The organism is Streptomyces sp. NPDC017993 (assembly GCF_044328065.1).
In the GTDB taxonomy this organism is placed as follows: domain Bacteria; phylum Actinomycetota; class Actinomycetes; order Streptomycetales; family Streptomycetaceae; genus Streptomyces.
Genome location: NZ_JBIRGO010000006.1, coordinates 280,029 through 298,462 on the forward strand (window position 1 = coordinate 280,029; position 18,434 = coordinate 298,462).

Consider the following 18,434-nt stretch of genomic DNA (forward strand, 5'->3'; position numbering starts at 1 on the left):
GCCGGTTCGGATCAGCCTTCGGCTCGAAGGTGGCTCCCACGGTGGGGAGCCACCTCACAGGGTGACGGCGCCGCCCTGAGACGTCAGGGGGTGCTCGGTCCAGATGGTTTTGCCGTCTCGCCCGTAGCGGGTGCCCCACCGCTCGGTGAGCCGGGCGACGAGGAAGAGCCCGCGCCCGCCCTCGTCGGTGTTCCGGGCCCGGCGCAGATGCGGGGACGTGCTGCTGGAGTCGGTCACCTCGCAGATCAGGCTCCGGTCGCGGATGAGCCGTAGCGTGATCACCCCGTCCGCGTACCGGTAGGCGTTGGTGACCAGCTCGCTCACGATCAGCTCTGCGGTATAGGCCAGCTCCTCCAGCCCCCACTCGTTCAACTGCTCCGTCGTCAGAGCCCGAGCCCGCCCGGCGGCCTCCGGCCCGGAGTCCAGCCGCCACGTCGCGACCTGCTCGGCTGCCAGGACACGGGTACGCGCCACCAGGAGCGCCACGTCGTCGGCGGGCCGGTCGGGAAGCAAGGCGTCCTCCGCCGTCTTGCAGGTCTCCTCCAGTGAGCCGACCGGCACGGACAGCGCGCTGAGCAGGCGCGACAGGCCCTCGTCGGGGTCCTGCCCGCCCGCTTCGATAAGGCCGTTGGTGTAGAGGGCGAGGAGGCTGCCCTCGGGCAGTTCCACCTCCGTGGACTCGAACGGCAGCCCGCCCAGCCCAAGGGGCGGACCGGCGGGCAGGTCCAGAACGCGGGCGTGTCCGTCGGGGCTCACCACCGCCGGCGGGGGGTGGCCCGCGCGGGCGAAGGTGCAGCAGCGGGACGCCGGGTCGTAGACCGCGTACAAGCAGGTCGCGCCCACGACCTGGGGCGAGTGTTCGTCGGTCGGTTCCTGCTCAGCGGCCAGCCGGTCCACCAGTTCGTCGAGGTTGGACACGACCTCGTCGGGGGTGAGGTCGAGGTTGGCCAAGGTGTGCACCGCGGCGCGCAGCCGCCCCATGGTGGCAGCCGCGTGGATGCCGTGGCCGACGACGTCGCCGACCACGAGGGCGACGCGCAGCCCGGAGAGCGCGATGACGTCGAACCAGTCGCCGCCCACGCCTGCGGCGGGATCGGCCGGCAGGTAGCGATGCGCGATTTCGACGGCCGGATAGTCGGGCACCTCGCGCGGCAGCAGGCTGTGCTGGAGCGTGAGCGCCGCCTGATGCTGCTGGGTGTAGCGGCGGGCGTTGTCGATGGAGAGTGCGGCGCGGGAGGCGAGTTCCTCGGCGAGCGTCAGGTCGTCCGTCTCGAAGGGCTCGGGCCGCTCCGTCCGCCACAGACTCAGCAGCCCCAGCACGAGCCCACGGGCGGCGAGCGGCACCATGATCAGCGAGTGGGCCCCTGCCGCGGGTTTGTTCGCGTCTTCCGCCTGGTCACCCCGCTCGGCGGTGCTGTCCAGGTGGGTACTGAGCACCGGACGCCGTTCCGCCAGACACTGCGCCTGCAACTCGTTCGGGGTGAAGCGGAGCGCGCCTTCCTCAGGCGTCGGCTGGTGCGATTCGGGAGAGACGCCGTGGGTCGCGATCCGGTACACCGCGCCCGAGGTGTCCGGGGTGGGTTCCGCACCACGGGTCACCGGCTCCAAGAGATCCACCGAGACGAAGTCCGCGAGTTCGGGCACCGCCACCTCGGCCAGCTCCCGTGCCGTTCTCTCGACGTCGAGCGTGGTCCCGATCCTGGATCCCGCCTCGCTGAGCAGAGCGAGCCGACGCCGGGACCGATAGCGATCGGTGACGTCTTCCACCGTCTGTGTGACGCCCAGGACACGGCCCGCGGGATCCTCCAAGCGGAACGCCGAAACGGATACCACCAGCTCCTGGCCGGGATCCTGCCGTAGTCGGCACGGCTGCTCGGCGAAGATCTCGGACTTACCCGTCCTGAGGACCTCCCGCAGCTTGGCTTCCGACGTCTCACTGTCCGTCGGAATGAGAAACTCGTTGATGTCGCGTCCCCGGTGCCGCTCGGTCGAAATACCACTGAACCGCGCGATCGCCCGGTTCACCCGCAGGATGCTGAGGTCCGGAGCGTGCACCGAGAGGCCGATCGGGGAGCGGCGGAAGAGGCCGTCCAACACCGAGCGGTCCGTCTCCCACTGGATGACCTCTGCCGCGGGTGCGGCGACGACGAACCACTCGACCTCGGTGTCCGTTCTCCTGACGGCCCGCACCCGGCAGCCGACTTCCACACGGTGCCCGTCGCGGTCCCGTACGGGCACGACCCCGAACCATCCGTCGTCGCCGACGCACCTGGCCGCGGCGTCCGAGACGAGCCCGAGATCGCCCGGATCGACAAGGAGGCCGGCCGCATCCCGGCCCAGCGCCTCCTGCGGCGGGTAACCGAGAAGCGCCTCGGCCCGCTCACTCCAGCCGACGATCCGCCCCCGGCGGTCCAGGACCGCTGAGGCCGCACGACGCACCGCGAACGGGTCTTCCGGCCCTTCGCTGAACGTCTTCGCCGAAACGTCCATCCCACCACCCTCGCACCTGACGAGTGCGCCTGCCAGAGGGGCGGAACGCCGGGGTCCCCCGGGCGGGCACGCTGGAAGCCGCTGGTTCCAGTATCGACCAGTGGCGTACGAAGAGGTTGCCCTGTCCTTTGGCTGACGGCCCCGAACACCGTCGTCAACGCCTACCGCGGCGGCCAAGGCGTCGGCTGAAGCGCTACCGCGCACCGACGCGGTCCACGGCAACTGTCACCAGCACCGGCATCAGTGCGGAATCCGGGATATACACCCAGGTCAACGGCATGCTCGGTACGCTTTTCCTGCCGCTGCCAACCCAGGTCGAGGTCGTACGCGACGCAATACGGGGGGTTTCACATGTTCGGAATCGTCAGGCCCTGCACACATCGCCTGTCCCAAGGGCTGAAAGCGGAGTGGATGGCCCATCTGTGCGGCCTCTGTCTCGCCCTGCGCGGCGATCACGGGCAGTTCGCCCGCGTCGTGACGAACTATGACGGGTTGATCGTCTCCGTCCTGACCGACGCTCAGTCCGGCAACACCGAGGACCGGCGGCGCACCGCCGGCCCCTGCCCACTACGGGGCATGCGGACCGCGTCCGTCGCGAAGGGTGAGGGCGCGCGGCTCGCCGCGTCGGTGTCCCTCGTCCTCGCCTCGGCGAAGATTCGTGACCACGTCGCGGACCGTAATGGAATGCTGCGCCGCAGGCCCGTTGCCGCCGCCGCACGCAAGGTCGCCGCGGGCTGGGACCGCGCCGGGGCCACCACCGGCGCCGCGCTCGGCTTCGACACCTCCATACTCGTCGACGCGGTCGACCGGCAGCTCGGCATCGAAGCACTGGCCGGCCCGCACACGCCGCTCACCACCATCACCGAACCCACGGAGACGGCGACCGGTGCGGCCTTCGCCCACACCGCGGTGCTGGCCGGCCGGCCGGGCAACGCCGCGCCACTGGCCGAGGCGGGGCGCCTCTTCGGGAGGCTGGCCCACCTCCTCGACGCCGTGGAGGACCGCGCGGCCGACGCCGCCGAGGGGTCCTGGAATCCGCTCACCGCCACAGGCGCCTCGGTCGCGCAGGCCCGTCGACTGTGCGACGACGCGCTGCACGGCATCCGCCTCGCACTGCGCGATGTGGAGTTCACCGACGCGGCTCTGGCGCATGTCCTGTTGGTACACGAACTTCGGCGATCGGTGGACCGGGCCTTCGGAACGACCGCCTGCTCCCACACGGGCCACGGAGCGCCAGGACCGTACGACGGCCGGCCTCCGCACCACGGCCGGCCCTCCCCGTACGGGCCGCCTCCCGAGCACGGCCAGGTGTCGGCCGGCGACCCTTACGCCCATGGTCCGCAGCACTTGAACGGCCGGCAGAGCCCTTACGGGAACGGCCCGGTGCCGCCCGGTGGTTCCGGTGGCGGCCACGGGGGTGGAGACGGCGGAGGTGACGGCGGCGGGCCGCACTTCCCGCACCAGCCGAAGAAGCCCCGCGGTTTCCTCGCGGGCTGCGCGGTCGCCATCGGGCTCTGCTGCACCTGCAAGCTGTGCTGTGCGAAGGAGTACGAGGGGCCGTGGTCGCGCAAGAAGCGGGAGGGGTGCTGCCGCGACTGCGACTCCTGCGAGTGTTGCGATTGTTGTTGCTGCGGCGACTGCTGAGCGAGACGCGGAACGACGCCCGGCGCACGCCGGCGAGGTTCGGCGCGCCGGCCGTGCACCCGCCGGGCGGAACGACCGTCGCGTACTCAGCTGACCGAGGCGACCGGAGAGCCGGCTCCCTCCCGGTCGGCCACCGGCTCCTCACCTTCCTGCTTCGGTCCCGCCGCGGCCCCTGCCCCGGGAGGCTTGGGTCCGGCACCAGGAATATGGGCCATGGCAGTGCTCGATATGCGGTACCTGCCATTCGGCACCTCGTCGGACCTGACGACATGCACGGTGAGAGGGCCGGCCCACTCGTAGCCACGATCCGCCGCGTGCCGGGCCAGGACGTCGACCAGTCCCTCCCCTATCTGCCCACCGTGGGCAGCCAGCTCGTCGTGCACCGCACCGGCGAGTTCGACCGTGTAGGCATTCGGGACCAGGACTCGCTCATGGCTGCACACGACGGCGTGCTCGTCGCACTCCCTCCGCAGCTCCTCGAACAGTTGGACAGGTTCGGAGTGGAAGACCTTGGCGAGCAGGGCGCTTTCGCAGTCTTCCACCACGCGTTCCAGACGCATCAGCATTCCCATGACACAGCGCGTGCCCTGACGTGTCCTGTACATGCAGCGGGCGGGTCCATGACCTCCGCATTGCCCTCGCGCGAGCACCCGGGAGGGTGCCATCGGCTCGGTGATTCGCCGCCCTTGCCCAGGCGGGAACACTTCCCGCTTCATTACCAAAAGTAATCGAATGATTGCTTATGGTTATCCGCATGTGCTTTGACGCCTGCCACGGAGGTCAGGTGACGCCCACTCCGCTACGCCGGTCGCCGGCTGCCTGCAAAAGGAGCACCCGAGAGTGAAGCATCAGCGGATGAGCGGCCCGCGCACCCTGTCGGTAGCCACGGCGGTCGCCTCGGGAGCCCTGATCCTGACGGCCTGTGGTGCGAGCGACAGCTCCAGCTCCGCCGACGCCTCCCCCACACCCACCGCTGCCGCCGCGACCAGCGATGCCGACGGCATCCCGTGCGGGAAGGCGGCCACGCTGCAGGCTTCCGGCTCGACCGCGCAGCAGTACGCCATGCAGAACTGGATCAAGAACTACACGCGAGCCTGCCCCGATATCAAGATCAACTACGAGGGCAACGGCTCCGGCGACGGCCAGGACGATTTCCTCGCCGGCAAGACCGCCTTCGCGGGCTCCGACTCCGCGCTGAGCACCGAACAGGTCTCCCAGTCCAAGAAGACCTGTTCCGGCAAGGGTCAGGCCGTGCATCTGCCGATGGTCGGCGGGCCCATCGCGCTTGGCTTCAACCTCCCGGGCGTAACGGAGCTGACCCTGGACGCCTCGACTCTCGCCAAGATCTTCAACGCACAGATCACCACGTGGAACGATCCCGCCATCGCGAAGCTCAACTCCGGCGTCAAGCTGCCGTCGACGGCGATCCAAGCGGCGCACCGGTCCGATTCCTCCGGCACGACCGATGGCTTCACCTCCTACCTGAGAACGGCCGCCCCGGACGCCTGGCCTTACGAGCACAGCAAGGAGTGGAAGGCCAAAGGAGGCCGGTCGGCCGAGAGTTCCGCGGGCCTCGCCGACAAGGTGAAGCAGACCGAGGGCTCGATCGGGTACTTCGAACTGTCCTACGCTGCCGCCCGCAAGATTCCGACGGTCGCCCTCTCCACCGGCGCGCCGGCCCCGGTGCAGGCCAGCATTCTCTCCGCCTCCAAGTCGATCGCCGACTCCAAGATCGTCGGGAAGGGCAAGGACCTCACCCTCCAGCTCAACTACGCGACGAAGGCGCCCGGGGCCTATCCGGTCGACGTGGTCACCTACGAGATCGTCTGCGACAAGGGCAACAAGCCGGCGACCTGGCCCGCGACCAAGGCGTTCCTGACGTACGTCGCCGGCAAGAAGGGCCAGGAAAACCTGAGCTTCCAGGGCTACGCGACACTCCCGGCCAACGTCGTGAACAAGGTCCGCAGCACGGTCAACGGGCTGTCCTGAGAGGCTGGTCGGCCTGCCACCGGGGCATGCCCGCCGTACCCGGTCCCGGGCCGGACGCGCCTACGCCTCGGCCACGCCCATCCACGAGGCTTTGAAGAGGCAGAATGGCCGCCTTCACGAGCATGCGTTTCCGCCCGGAGCAGCGGTGCGCCCCTACACCGCCGGTGCCATGCTGGAAATCGAGAACCGGAGGTCGTGATGGGGTTCTATGACGAACGCGTGCTGCCCCGAATCATCAATGTCCTGTGCGGAGTCAAGCCGGCGGGGCCGCTGAGACAACGGGTCTGTGAAGGTCTCCAGGGTGACGTCATCGAGATCGGATTCGGTTCCGGGCACAACGTGCCGTTCTACCCGGACACCATCACGCGCGTAGCCGCGGTCGAGCCGTCCGATCTGGGGTGGAGGCTCGCCGGCAAACGCCTCACGAGGACACGGATCCCGGTGCAGCGGGCCGGCCTGGACGGCCAGTCACTGCCGTTCGACGACAACAGTTTCGACGCCGCCCTGTCGACGTGGACGCTGTGCACCATTCCGGACGCCGATGCCGCGCTCCGCGAGATGCGCCGCGTCCTGAAGCCCGGCGGCGCCCTGCATTTCGTCGAGCACGGCCTGGCGCCCGCGGAAGACGAGGACGTGCGGCGCCGGCAACGCCGCTTCGAGCCGATGCAGCAGCGGCTCTTCGGCGGATGTCACCTCACCCGGCCGATCGTCGACATGCTGACGGCCGCCGGGTTCACGATGACCGCACTGGACGTCTTCTACGAGAAGGGCGCACCGAAAATCATGGGCGCCGACTCCCTCGGTACCGCGCTGGCGCCCTGATCGGCGCTCCCTGCTGGAGCCTGTGACGGGCCGTTGTCAGTGCCTGCCGGGCGGCGCCCACATGGGGAAGGTCGGAAGAACCACGCCCCGGCCGATTCGGAGCGGGTGCGCAATGCCATTTTCTGCCCGCGCCGATTCGAGAAACCCAGGAAATCCGTAGGGTTCCGCAGCCTCGATGCCGACCTGATACCCCATGTCGCCCGAGCCGGCGACGGTCAACCGGCTGAGGGGTTTCCGGCGTCGTCGAGAAGATGGCGCAATGGCCTGCGGCTGAGGCGAAGGCTCCTCCTGCAAGGGCGTCAGCCCGCCGAGGAACCGTCGGCAGGGGGTGTAACCGGTCGCCAGGTGACGCCGGAAGGTTGCTGCAATCGCCGCCTGTCACGGCCCCCTGAGCAGGGCACGACCGAGGCGGCCTGCCCCTCAGCAAGAGCATTTCTCCGCTCAGGGTTCCTGGGCGGGCCGCCACATCGTTGACGCCACCACGGGTGACGTGTCCGCCAGATGGAGGGTGGGCGGGCAAACGGGCGGACGTACCGCCTCGGTCTCAGCACACCGCCGCCGCCCGATGGGTGGTCAGATCCCCAGGCCGGCTGCCCCCGCCCGGGCGGCCCCTCTGCTCGGGGTCCCCCGCTCGGGGCAACAGCTGATTCGGACTCAGCCCAGGGCTTCGGCCCCTTTCTTGGTCAGTGAGGGCCGGGCCGCAAGGCGCCAGGCCGATGAGTGCCCCGAAGCTGATGGGCCGTTCGGCCTGCCCCCGGCGGCCGGGCTCGGGAGGCGGTCACTCCGATGGGCCGGGACCGGTGGCCGTTGCCCGCGGGGCTGGTGACCATGGCCAAACCCGATCAATTTTCCTTCGAGGAGAGTGCGTGGTGTCAAGAGCACCCCGGAGCCGAACCCAGACGCCCACCCATGGCGGAGGGACTTTCCGGCCGTGGCCGGCTGAGCAGTTCAGCCGGCGGGCCGCGGCACCGACTGACACCGCCGAGGGCGGGTGGGCGATACGCATGCCCCTCGTGAGAAACCTCGGCCGGTGAAAAGCACCTGGCCGGAGGCGGGTGAGAAAAGTTGTCCCGGCCAGTCGGGCTCGGGCGAAGGAAAGGTGACGTGATGAACACGATCAAGAAGACCGCGGTACTCGCTGCTTGCGCGGGTGTCATGGCAGCAGGAGCCGGCATCGTCTCGGCCGGACCTGCGTACGCCGACACCTCCCGCTGCTCGGACAGTCGTCCGGCTCATACGAACGGGAACCTGCCGAACGATGTTCCCCAGCAGGCCAACGCGGGCCTCGGCGCGCTTCTCGACCTGGTGAAGTGCACGGTGACCGGGGCCAACGCCGGCCTCAACGGTGGTGGACGCGCTCACCGCTGAGACAGCACAGCCGGACAGCACGGCTGAACAGTACAGCTGGACACACGCTCCGGCCGGTCCTCCCACCACTGCAACAGTGGTCGGGAGGACCGGCCGGAGCGGTTTTGCCACCGCGCTTGCCCATGGCCCACCGGACGCGGAAAACCCCGGCTGGACGGGGGAGACCAGCCGGGGCGTCTGGGATGGTGCCGTACAGCACCATGGGGTTCCGCTGGGAGGGGCGACCAGGGTCTCCCCCTCCGTCCTGCTTCCCGGCGCGCCGCCGGGGTGGAAGGCCGCCTGCACGGCCGCTCACAGTCCGAGTGCCCGGAGAGCGGGCGGGAAAACCTCTGCCCGCAAGGCTGTTCCCCCACCTCCTGTGGCGGCCGGCCCACGACGGCTATTCGCGCGACTCGCCTGGCGCAGCGGCGTCCGTGGCAGGTGCGGGCGCCGGCGCCGTGCTGCCGCGCGGGATCAGGCGGGTGGGCAGCACGACGTGCCGCTCCTGGTCCGCGTCCGGCTCGTTGATGAGGGCGAGGGCCAGATCGGCTGCGGCGCGTCCGATGTCCGAGGGGGACTGGGCCATCGTCGTCAGGTCCGACCACTCGGCCATCTGGTGGTCGTCGAAGCCCACCACGGACATCCGCTCGGGCACGTCGACATTGCTCCGGCGCAGTGTCCACATCACCGAGACGGCTACCTCGTCCTGTTCCGCGAAGATCGCGGTGGGTGGTTCGCGCAGGCTGAGCAACTGGCCGATCGCCTCCATCGTGCCGCGCTTGTCGCCGACCGCGGTGTCGACCACCAGGTCGTCATCCGGGGCGATGCCCGCCTCGTCCAGCGCCTGCTGATAGCCGATCAGCCGCTCGTGGGAGCTGAAGGTGAAACCGCTGGCGCCGATGGTCTTGACGAAGGCGATCCGGCGGTGGCCGAGATTGAGCAGGTGCTGGGTGGCGCGGTGCGCGCCCCGCACGTCGTCGACGTACACGCTGGGCCGGCCCTCGGCGTGCTGGCTGATGTAGATCACCGGCATGTTGAGGTCGTCCAGGCGCGCGCTCTCCTCCTTGGAGAGGTCGAAGGAGAAGACCAGCAGCGCGTCGGCGTTACGCCGGGCCGGGAGGCGCTCGAAGAAGGTGGACCGCTCGTCCATGTCGGGGGTGACGTAGACCAGCAGCTCCAGGCCGGACTCGCGCAGCACCGGGCCGAGGCTGGAGAGCGCCGAGCCGATGAACCAGGAGTTGAGGGTGGGCACGAGTGCCGCGACCACGCCGGTCTTGCCGGTGACCAGGCTGGAGGCCTGGCGCGAGACGACGAAGTTCATCTCGCGGGCGGCCTGCTCGACCCGGGCGCGTACGTCGGGAGAGACGGTCGCGAACCCGCGGAGCGTGCGGGAGACGGTGGAGGCGGAGACCCCGGCGCGTTCGGCGACGTCGGCCAGAGTCGGGTGCCGCTGAGCTGGTGGCATGACGGGACGGTAGCACCAAGCGGCCTCACCGCGAACCGTCTGAGACAGCGCTGTCACGGGCGGCATCTGACAACGCTGTCCCGCTGCAATTCCGGGGCTTTGCGGCAGAAAGGCGCCCTGAAAGGTGCACAATACAGGCGCAATAGCGGCAGGTTACCGGCACGTAACACGTTGACTTCACCTTCACGCGCTCTTAGCTTGCAAGCGTTGTTACGGAGTGATGGGCGTTACCCGCCGCGATTGCATCTCCGTACCGCTGACATTGGGTGTACCCCCCACCGGCGGTGAGACAGCGCAGTCATTCAGCTCCATCACGTGTGTTTCCCTGGCCACCGCGCGGCGCACGGCCCCTCCCGGGCCGCACGACGACGCCGCACCTCGGCCCTTTCTCCGCTTGCACCGTCCGGCACCTCCCCTGCCGGTGAAGGGACCCGCATGACAACTGTCGGTTTCGAGAAAGTGACCCGGCGCTATCCGGGCGGCGATCGCCCCGCGGTCGACGCCCTCCATCTGGACATCGCCGACGGCGAATTCCTCGTCCTGGTCGGACCGTCGGGGTGTGGCAAGTCCACCAGCCTGCGAATGCTGGCGGGCCTGGAGGACGTGGACGACGGCGTGATCCGCATCGGCGGACGCGATGTCACGCACCTGCCGCCGAAGGACCGGGACATCGCCATGGTGTTCCAGAATTACGCCCTGTACCCGCACATGAGCGTCGGCGACAACATGGGATTCGCCCTGAAGATCGCCGGGGTCGGCAAGGCCGAGATACGCCGCCGCGTGCAGGAAGCCGCCAAGATCCTCGACCTGGAGCCCTATCTGGAGCGAAAGCCCAAGGCGCTCTCCGGAGGCCAGCGGCAGCGCGTCGCCATGGGCCGCGCCATCGTCCGCGAGCCGCAGGTCTTCCTGATGGACGAACCGCTGTCCAACCTGGACGCCAAGCTGCGCGTCCAGACCCGTACCCAGATCGCCGCGCTGCAGCGGCGGCTCGCGGTCACGACCGTCTACGTCACCCACGACCAGGTCGAGGCGATGACGATGGGCGACCGGGTCGCCGTGCTCAAGGACGGGCTGCTCCAGCAGTGCGCCGCCCCTCGCACCCTCTACGCGGAGCCGGCCAACGTGTTCGTGGCCTCCTTCATCGGCTCGCCGACGATGAACCTCCAGGAAGTGCCCATCGAGGGCGGCGCCGCGCGGATCGGTGACGCGGCCGTCCCCCTGAGCCGCCGGGTTCTGGCCGCAGTCGCGGACGAGGGCAGCGAGAAGCTCGTGCTCGGCTTCAGGCCAGAGGCGCTGGAGCCGGTCGGCGCCGGTGAACCGGGCCTGTGCCTGACCGTGACCATGGTGGAAGAACTCGGTTCCGAGGCCTACGCCTACGGTGACCTGAGCGGCCACGAAGGAACCCCGGCCGCCATCATCGCCCGCGTCGATCCACGCACCCCGCCCGCCAAGAGCGAGCGGGTCACCCTGCGCATCCGCCCGGGCGGGGAGTACTTCTTCTCCGCCAAGACCGGTCAGCGGCTTCCCACCGAGTGATCTGCGGAGCCTCATCCGCTCCGCATCAGCAGGAGAGACAGTGAAGAGCAGGACCAGAAGAGCAACACAGAGCTCGGGCGCGGTGCTCGCAGGGCTCGCCGCCGTCGCCGCGTGCGCCGCCCCCGGGGGCGGCACGGCCACCGGCACGTCAGGACCCACCACCTTCGAGGGGCGCGGCCCCATCACCTACGTCGCCGGTAAGGACAGCACCGGCAGCGTCCAGATGGTGCTCGACCGCTGGAACAAGGCGCACCCGAAGGAGAAGGTCACCTTCGTCCAGCTGCCGACCGACCCCGACGCGCAGCGTCAGCAGATGATCCAGAATGCGCAGACGAAGTCCGATGCCTATACGGTGCTGGCGCTCGACGCCGTGTGGACCTCGGAATTCGCGGCGCACAGGTGGGTCGACCGACTGCCGGAGGACCGGTTCCCGCTGCGGGAGATGTTGAAGCCGATCGTGGAGACGGGGAAGTACCGAGGGGGCGTGTACGCCGTCCCGGCGAGTTCGGACGGCGGCATGCTCTACTACCGAACCGATCTGCTGAAGAAGGCCGGCATCGCCGAGCCGCCGGCCACCTGGGCCGAGATGAAGGCGGACTGCGCCAAGGTGAAGAAGCTGCCGGAGGCGCGCGGCATGTCGTGCTACGCCGGGCAGTTCCAGAAGTACGAGGGGCTGACGGTCAACTTCGCCGAGGCCGTGAACTCCGCGGGCGGTGTCGTCACCGACGCGAAGGGCAAGCCGCACGTGAACTCCCCGGCGGCGAAGGCGGGCCTGGACTTCCTGGTCGGTTCGCTCAAGGACGGCACGATCCCGAAGGACGCCGTCACCTACCAGGAGGAGGACGGCCGCCGGGCCTTCCAGGCCGGGAAGCTGATCTTCGAGCGGCAGTGGGCGTACATGTATCCGCTGGCGGCCAAGAAGGACGGCTCCAGCAAGATCGCGGGGAAGTTCGGTGTCGCCCCCCTGCCCGGCCGGAACGGCCCCGGCTCCTCCAGCCTGGGCGGCCACAACCTTGCCCTGTCGGCCTCCGCCGAGAACAAGGCCACGGCGATCGACTTCATGAACTTCTTCGCCGGCCAGAAAATCCAGCGGTTCACGCTGTCCCACGCGCCGGCCGCGCCGACCTACGCGGCGCTGTACAAGGACCCGGAGCTGATCAAGAAGTATCCGTACCTGCCCACCCTCAAGCAGTCGATCCTGCACGCCGTGCCACGGCCCCGTGTCTTCCAGTACGGCGATGTGACCGCGGCCATCCAACGGGAGTCCTACGCCGCCATGACCGGTAGCAAGAGCAGCGAGCAGGCACTGGAGGACCTCCAGAAGGCCCTCCGGCAGCAGCCGGCGGCGAAGTGAGGAGACCGTCATGATGAAGACGCACAACCCACCCGGGACCGACGAGGGCAGCCAGGGCGACGCGGAGGGGCCTGCCCCTGGTGCTCCGGGCCGCGGTTCGTCGGCTCAGCCGCCGGTACCGCCCAACGGCCGCCGCCGACGCCCCCGGGCGACGTCCGGCACGGGACGGCTCGCGGCCCTGCTGATCTCCCCGACTCTGCTGGTGCTCGCGATCGTGGTGCTCTACCCGACGATCGTGGCCCTCAAGGATTCGCTGTACGGGACGCCGGGTCTCGACCCCGAGACCGGCTTCGTCCGGGAGAGCGACCCCTTCGTGGGCATGGAGAACTTCACCGCGATCTTCGGGGAAGCCGGCGAGCGGTTCTGGAACGCCTTCTGGAACACGACGTTCCTCACCGCCACCACGGTCACGTTGGAGACGGTGATCGGCGTCGCCATGGCGCTGATCATGCACCGCGCGTTCCAGGGCAGGGCCCTCGTACGGGCCAGCATCCTGGTGCCGTGGGCCATCCCCACCGCCGTCACCGGTCTGCTGTGGCGCTGGATCTTCAACACCGACGGCGTGGCCAACGCCCTCATCGGCCAGCAGGTGCTGTGGACCACCGAGGGGTGGCACGCCAAGCTCGCGGTCATCATCGCCGACGTGTGGAAGACGGCACCGTTCATCGGCCTGCTCGTGCTGGCCGGCCTTCAGGTGATCTCCAAGGAGGTGTACGAGGCCGCCAGGATCGACGGGGCCGGCCCGCTGAGCCAGTTCTGGAACATCACCCTGCCGCTGGTGAAGCCCGCCCTGCTGGTCGCCGTACTCTTCCGGACACTCGATGCGCTGCGCATGTTCGACCTGCCGTACATCCTCATCGGCGCGCAGAAAACCTCGGTGGAGACGCTGTCCATGCTCGCCCAGGACGAGGCGTCGAACGTACGGTTCGGGCCGGCCGCGGCGTATGCGCTGATCCTCTTCGTGTACGTCTTCCTCATCGCGCTGGCCTTCGTCCGGCTGCTCGGCGCCAATGTCGTCGGGGACGACGGGGCCGCCCCCAAGCGCCGCCGACTGCTGCCGCGCCGTCGCACGGAGGTGGCGGCATGACGCTCTCCCTGAACTGGCGCAAGTGGCTGCTGTACGCGGGTGTCGCCGGGGTCGTGGTCTACTGCCTCGCACCGTTCTACTGGATGCTGGTGTCGAGCCTGCGGCGGACTTCCGACATCTTCGAGAACTCGCCGTTCCCCACCCGGATCTCCTTCGAGAACTACCTCGCGGTCCTCGACCCGTCCCAGGGGTTCAGCCGGGCGCTGTTCAACAGCGTCGTCGTGGCCGGCATCACCACCGTCCTGGCCCTGATTCTGGCCACCTTCACCGCCTACGCGATGGCGCGGCTGGAGTTCCGGCTCAAGCGGCTGGTGCTCACCCTGATCATCGCCACCTCGATGTTCCCCGTGGTGTCGATCGTGGTGCCGCTGCTGAAGATGTTCGTCGGCTTCGGCTGGATCAACACCTACCAGGCGATGATCGTGCCGAGTATGTCCTTCACCCTGCCGCTGGCGGTCTGGAACCTCACCGCGTTCTTCCGGCAGATGCCGGACGAACTGGAGCAGGCCGCCATGGTGGACGGCTGCACCCGCGGCCAGGCGTTCCGCAAGATCATCATCCCGCTCGCCGCGCCGGGCATGTTCACCACGGCGATCATCACGTTCATCGCCGCGTGGAACGAGTTCCTGATCGCCCTGACGATGACGAACAAGCCGGAGATCCAGACCGCGCCGGTGGCGATCTCCAAGTTCTCCGGCGCCTCACAGTTCGAGACGCCCTTCGGCAGTCAGATGGCGGCAGGCGTCCTCGTCACCATCCCGCTCGTGATCGTGGTGCTGCTCTTCCAGCGCCGGATCGTCGCCGGGCTCACCGCGGGTGCGGCCAAGTAGCGCCACCACCCCGCTCGCCCTACCCAGCTCCCCCTTCCCTCTTCATCACGCTCCGAGGAGTACCCAGCTCATGTCCAGCACCGCCCCGTGGTGGCGCAGCGCCGTCATCTACCAGGTCTACATCCGCAGCTTCGCCGACGGCAACGGCGACGGCATCGGTGACATCGCCGGCATCCGCTCCCGCCTGCCGTATCTGAAGTCGCTCGGTATCGACGCCATCTGGATCAACCCCTGGTACAAGTCGCCGATGGCCGACCACGGTTACGACGTGGCGGACTTCCGTGAGATCGACCCGCGGTTCGGCACGATGGCCGAGGCCGAGGCGCTCATCGAGGAAGCACATCAGCACGGCATCCGCGTCATCCCCGACATCGTGCCCAATCACGTCTCCGACCAGCATGTGTGGTTCCAGGCCGCGCTGACCGCCGGGCAGGGCAGCCCCGAGCGGGACCGCTTCGTCTTCCGGGAGGGCCGCGGCGCGGATGGCGCCGAGCCGCCCAACAACTGGCTATCGTGCTTCGGCGGACCGGCTTGGACCCGGCTGCCCGACGGGCAGTGGTACCTGCATCTGTTCGCGCCCGAGCAGCCGGACCTCAACTGGGAACACCCGGAGGTGCGGGCGGAGTTCGAGGACATCCTGCGGTTCTGGTTCAACCGCGGCGTCGACGGATTCCGCATCGATGTGGCGCACGGCCTCGTCAAGCACCCCGACCTGCCCGACCTGCCGCCCCGCCCCGACGGGGGCGCCGTGGCCCCGCAAGGCGGGCTCGACCACCCGCACTGGGACCGCGACGAGGTGCACGAGATCTTCCGCGCCTGGCGCCAGGTCGCCGACGAGTTCCCCGGCAACCGCAAGTTCGTCGCCGAGGCCTGGGCACCCAGCCCCGAGCGGCTCGCCCGCTACGTCCGCGAGGACGGCCTGCACACCGCGTTCAACTTCGACTTCCTGATGACCTCGTGGGACGCCAAGGATCTGCGCGAGGTGATCGACAGCTCCCTCGCCACGCTCGGCTCGGTCGGCGCACCGGCCACCTGGGTGCTCTCCAATCATGACGTCACCCGCCACCCCAGCCGCTTCGGCCGCACGGTGGTCAAGAAGTGGGTGGCCAACGAGCCCTACCGCCCCGAAGGCCCGCTGGACTTCGAACTGGGCACGCGGCGGGCCCGCGCGGCCGCCCTGCTGATGCTCTCCCTCCCCGGCGGCGCCTACGTCTACCAGGGCGAGGAGCTGGGGCTGCCGGAGGTCGAGGACCTGCCCGACGAGGTATTGCAGGACCCCTGCTGGGAGCGCTCCGGCCACACCGACCGCGGTCGGGACGGCTGCCGTGTGCCCATCCCGTGGTCGGGGCAGGACGCGCCGTTCGGGTTCAGTCCCGAGGGGGCGACCGGCGAGCCCTGGCTGCCGCAGCCGGCGCTGTGGAAGGACCACAGCGTCGAGGCGCAGACCGGCGACGACACCTCCATGCTGGAGCTCTACCGCCGTGCGCTGCACCTGCGCCGCGACCTGCCCGCGCTCGGTGAGGGCGGCATGACCTGGCTGGACGCCCCGGCCGGAGTGCTGGCTTTCACCCGTGAACCGGGCTTCGTCTGCGTCGTCAACCTCTCGGCCGAGCCGTACGAGCTGCCGGAGCACACCTCGGTGCTGCTGGCCAGCGGACCGGTCGAGGACGGCCGGCTGCCCCAGGACCAGGCGGTGTGGCTCGCGCGTTAGCGCACGACGGCCGGGGCCGGGAATGTCTCCGGGCCCCGGCCCGCGGGTCAGTGGTCCAGGTAGGAGAGCAGCTCGTGGGCGGCCGGGCCCGGCCTGTCGCCCGCCGGAAGGGCCACGGACACCTCCCAGGTCTGTTCCTCCGCACCCGTCAGCGGCAGCGCGCACAGCGTTGCCGCCTCGGGCTTGCGGGCGATGGGCCGGGGGACGACGGCGATGCCCAGCCCGTGGCGTACGAGATCGATCAGCGTGTGGACGTCGTAGACCTCCAGGGCGACATGCCGGTCCGTGCGGCCCGCGGCGAAGGCCCGGTCGGTGAGGCGGCGGGCGCCCCAGTCGGGGTGGAAGTCGACGAACGTCTCACCCCGCAGCTCCGCCCACTCCGCCTTCTTGCCGCCCGCCAGGCGGTGATCGGGGTGGCAGAGCAGCACCATCGGCTCGCTGCGGACGGGCAGCAGACGCACCCCGTCGGGCGCCGGGCCTGGCAGCGATACGAAGGCCAGGTCCAGGCGCCCGCCGGCGATGTCGTCCACCAGCACGACCGAGCCGGCCTGGCGCAGATGCACCTCGACGTCCGGGTGCTGCGCGCGGAACCGTGCGAGCAGCGCCGCGACGTCGACGGTCACGCACTGCTCGATACCGACCGAGAGGCTGCCGCGCAGCAGACCTTGAACGGCAGCCACGGCTTCCTTGGCGGCCCGGGCACCCGCGAGGGTGCGGGTCGCCTCCTGGAGCAACGCCTTTCCCGCGCCGGTGAGTTCGACGCTCCGGGTGGTGCGGACGAAGAGCGGGGCGCCCAGTTCCCGTTCCAGGGCACGCACCGACGCGGAGAGCCCCGACTGGGAGACCAGCATTCGCTGCGCCGCCCTGGTGAAGTGACGCTCCTCCGCGACGGCGACGAAGTATTCGAGCTGGCGTAGTTCCATGATTGAGAAGACTAACTGCTGAATCCGTCCGCTTTCTTCTATTGGACGGATGACGGTCGTCCGCGACAGTCTGAAGGCCGCGCGGGCCGGCCGGCCCGCGGTAACCCGATGCACAGTGCTGACAAGGAGATACGACGGTGGAGTACCGCACTTTGGGCCGGAGCGGATGCAGTGTCTCGACGCTCGCGCTCGGCACGATGACCTTCGGCAACGAGACCGATGAGGGGGGTGCGCACGCACAGCTCGACCGGTTCGTCGAGGCGGGCGGCACCTTCATCGACACCGCCGATGTGTACAGCGCGGGTGCGTCCGAGGAGATCGTCGGGCGGTGGCTGGCGAGCGCCTCCGCCGAGGTACGCGACCAGGTCGTCATCGCCTCCAAGGGCCGCTTCCCGATGGGCGGGGGCCCCAATGACGTCGGCCTGTCACGCCGGCACCTCGACCGCGCGCTGGACGCCTCGCTGCGCAGGCTCGGCGTCGAGACGATCGACCTCTACCAGGTCCACTCCTGGGACCCGCTCACGCCCGTCGAGGAGACCCTGGGCTTCCTTGACGACGCCGTGCGCCGAGGAAAGATCCATTACGTCGGGCTGTCCAACTTCACCGGCTGGCAGATCCAGAAGACCGTGGACGTCGCCGACTTCCGCGGGCTGGCCCGGCCGGTGACGCTCCAGCCGCAGTACAGCCTGCTGTCCCGCGAGATCGAGTGGGAGATCACTGCGGCCTGCGCCTCCGAGGGGCTCGGGCTGCTGCCGTGGAGCCCGCTCGGCGGCGGCTGGCTGACCGGCAAGTACCGGCGCGACGAGCGGCCGACCGGCGCGACCCGGCTCGGGGAGAACCCCGAGCGCGGCGTCGAGGCGTACGACCGGCGAGGGCGCATCGAGCGCACCTGGGCCGTGGTGGACGAGGTGCGGAAGCTGGCCGAGGAGCGCGGTGTCTCGATGGCGCAGATCGCCCTGGCCTGGGTGGCCGACCGGCCCACCGTGACCTCGGTGATCCTCGGCGCGCGCACGATCGAGCAGCTGACGGACAATCTCGCCGCGGCCGGGCTGCACCTGTCCGAGGAGGAGCGGGCCCGGCTGGACAAGGTCAGTGACCCGGGCGCCGCGGATTACCCGTACGGCGACCCCGGTCGGGAGCAGCGCAGCCGCAAGGTCACCGGCGGTCGCTGATCTGCGCGACGTCAGGCGGAAGTTGTACGGCGGCCGGGGTCTCCCCGGCCGCCGCGCGGCGATG

14 protein-coding genes are annotated in these 18,434 nt (G+C 69.6%); 10 read left to right on the forward strand and 4 right to left on the reverse strand.

The features are described 5' to 3' along the window. Window positions 1-54 precede the first annotated feature (54 nt). Window positions 55-2,490, reverse strand: a complete 2,436-nt coding sequence (locus tag ACH4FH_RS13255; RefSeq protein WP_398555900.1) for a SpoIIE family protein phosphatase — start codon at window positions 2,488-2,490, stop codon at window positions 55-57. Window positions 2,491-2,841: 351 nt separating this feature from the next. Here ACH4FH_RS13255 and ACH4FH_RS13260 point away from each other — a divergent pair, with 351 nt between their 5' ends. Next, window positions 2,842-4,134, forward strand: coding sequence for a DUF5685 family protein (locus ACH4FH_RS13260; RefSeq protein ID WP_398555901.1), 1,293 nt, complete (start codon window positions 2,842-2,844; stop codon window positions 4,132-4,134). A gap of 86 nt (window positions 4,135-4,220) precedes the next feature. Here ACH4FH_RS13260 and ACH4FH_RS13265 read toward each other — a convergent pair whose 3' ends face one another. Next, entirely contained in the window at window positions 4,221-4,694 is a 474-nt protein-coding gene (locus ACH4FH_RS13265) for a DUF3662 domain-containing protein (RefSeq protein ID WP_398555902.1), read from the reverse strand. Between the two features lie 280 nt (window positions 4,695-4,974). On the opposite strand from ACH4FH_RS13265, the gene pstS reads away from it, so the two are divergent. The 3 genes from pstS to ACH4FH_RS13280 all read left to right on the forward strand — a co-directional run bounded on the left by pstS (window position 4,975) and on the right by ACH4FH_RS13280 (window position 8,313). Further along, window positions 4,975-6,123 (forward strand): phosphate ABC transporter substrate-binding protein PstS, encoded by a 1,149-nt coding sequence (gene pstS / locus ACH4FH_RS13270; protein ID WP_398555903.1) that lies wholly within the window; start codon window positions 4,975-4,977, stop codon window positions 6,121-6,123. A gap of 198 nt (window positions 6,124-6,321) precedes the next feature. Beyond that, a complete protein-coding gene (locus tag ACH4FH_RS13275) occupies window positions 6,322-6,945 on the forward strand; it encodes a methyltransferase domain-containing protein (protein ID WP_398555904.1) in 624 nt (207 codons plus the stop codon). 1,107 nt (window positions 6,946-8,052) lie between these two features. Beyond that, window positions 8,053-8,313: a hypothetical protein gene (locus tag ACH4FH_RS13280; RefSeq protein ID WP_398555905.1), complete on the forward strand. Its 261-nt coding sequence runs from the start codon at window positions 8,053-8,055 to the stop codon at window positions 8,311-8,313. Window positions 8,314-8,692: 379 nt separating this feature from the next. Here the strand turns inward: ACH4FH_RS13280 and ACH4FH_RS13285 are convergent, their stop codons facing one another. Then, window positions 8,693-9,757, reverse strand: a complete 1,065-nt coding sequence (locus ACH4FH_RS13285; protein WP_398555906.1) for a LacI family DNA-binding transcriptional regulator — start codon at window positions 9,755-9,757, stop codon at window positions 8,693-8,695. Between the two features lie 435 nt (window positions 9,758-10,192). Here ACH4FH_RS13285 and ACH4FH_RS13290 point away from each other — a divergent pair, with 435 nt between their 5' ends. The 5 genes from ACH4FH_RS13290 (at window position 10,193) to ACH4FH_RS13310 (ending at window position 16,275) form a co-directional block, all read left to right on the forward strand. Then, window positions 10,193-11,293: an ABC transporter ATP-binding protein gene (locus ACH4FH_RS13290; RefSeq protein ID WP_398555907.1), complete on the forward strand. Its 1,101-nt coding sequence runs from the start codon at window positions 10,193-10,195 to the stop codon at window positions 11,291-11,293. 40 nt (window positions 11,294-11,333) lie between these two features. Then, complete coding sequence (locus tag ACH4FH_RS13295) at window positions 11,334-12,647, forward strand: ABC transporter substrate-binding protein (RefSeq protein WP_398555908.1); 1,314 nt, start codon at window positions 11,334-11,336, stop codon at window positions 12,645-12,647. 10 nt (window positions 12,648-12,657) lie between these two features. Further along, window positions 12,658-13,734 carry a carbohydrate ABC transporter permease gene (locus ACH4FH_RS13300; RefSeq protein ID WP_398555909.1) on the forward strand — a complete coding sequence of 359 codons (1,077 nt, stop codon included), beginning with the start codon at window positions 12,658-12,660 and terminating at the stop codon, window positions 13,732-13,734. Then, window positions 13,731-14,564, forward strand: a complete 834-nt coding sequence (locus ACH4FH_RS13305; RefSeq protein WP_398555910.1) for a carbohydrate ABC transporter permease — start codon at window positions 13,731-13,733, stop codon at window positions 14,562-14,564. Before ACH4FH_RS13300 ends, ACH4FH_RS13305 begins: the two co-directional genes overlap by 4 nt. Window positions 14,565-14,634: 70 nt before the next feature. Beyond that, window positions 14,635-16,275, forward strand: a complete 1,641-nt coding sequence (locus tag ACH4FH_RS13310; RefSeq protein WP_398555911.1) for a glycoside hydrolase family 13 protein — start codon at window positions 14,635-14,637, stop codon at window positions 16,273-16,275. Between the two features lie 47 nt (window positions 16,276-16,322). Here ACH4FH_RS13310 and ACH4FH_RS13315 read toward each other — a convergent pair whose 3' ends face one another. Then, window positions 16,323-17,198, reverse strand: coding sequence for a LysR family transcriptional regulator (locus ACH4FH_RS13315; RefSeq protein ID WP_398555912.1), 876 nt, complete (start codon window positions 17,196-17,198; stop codon window positions 16,323-16,325). 137 nt (window positions 17,199-17,335) lie between these two features. Here ACH4FH_RS13315 and ACH4FH_RS13320 point away from each other — a divergent pair, with 137 nt between their 5' ends. After that, window positions 17,336-18,370 (forward strand): aldo/keto reductase, encoded by a 1,035-nt coding sequence (locus ACH4FH_RS13320; RefSeq protein WP_398555913.1) that lies wholly within the window; start codon window positions 17,336-17,338, stop codon window positions 18,368-18,370. Window positions 18,371-18,434: the final 64 nt, after the last annotated feature.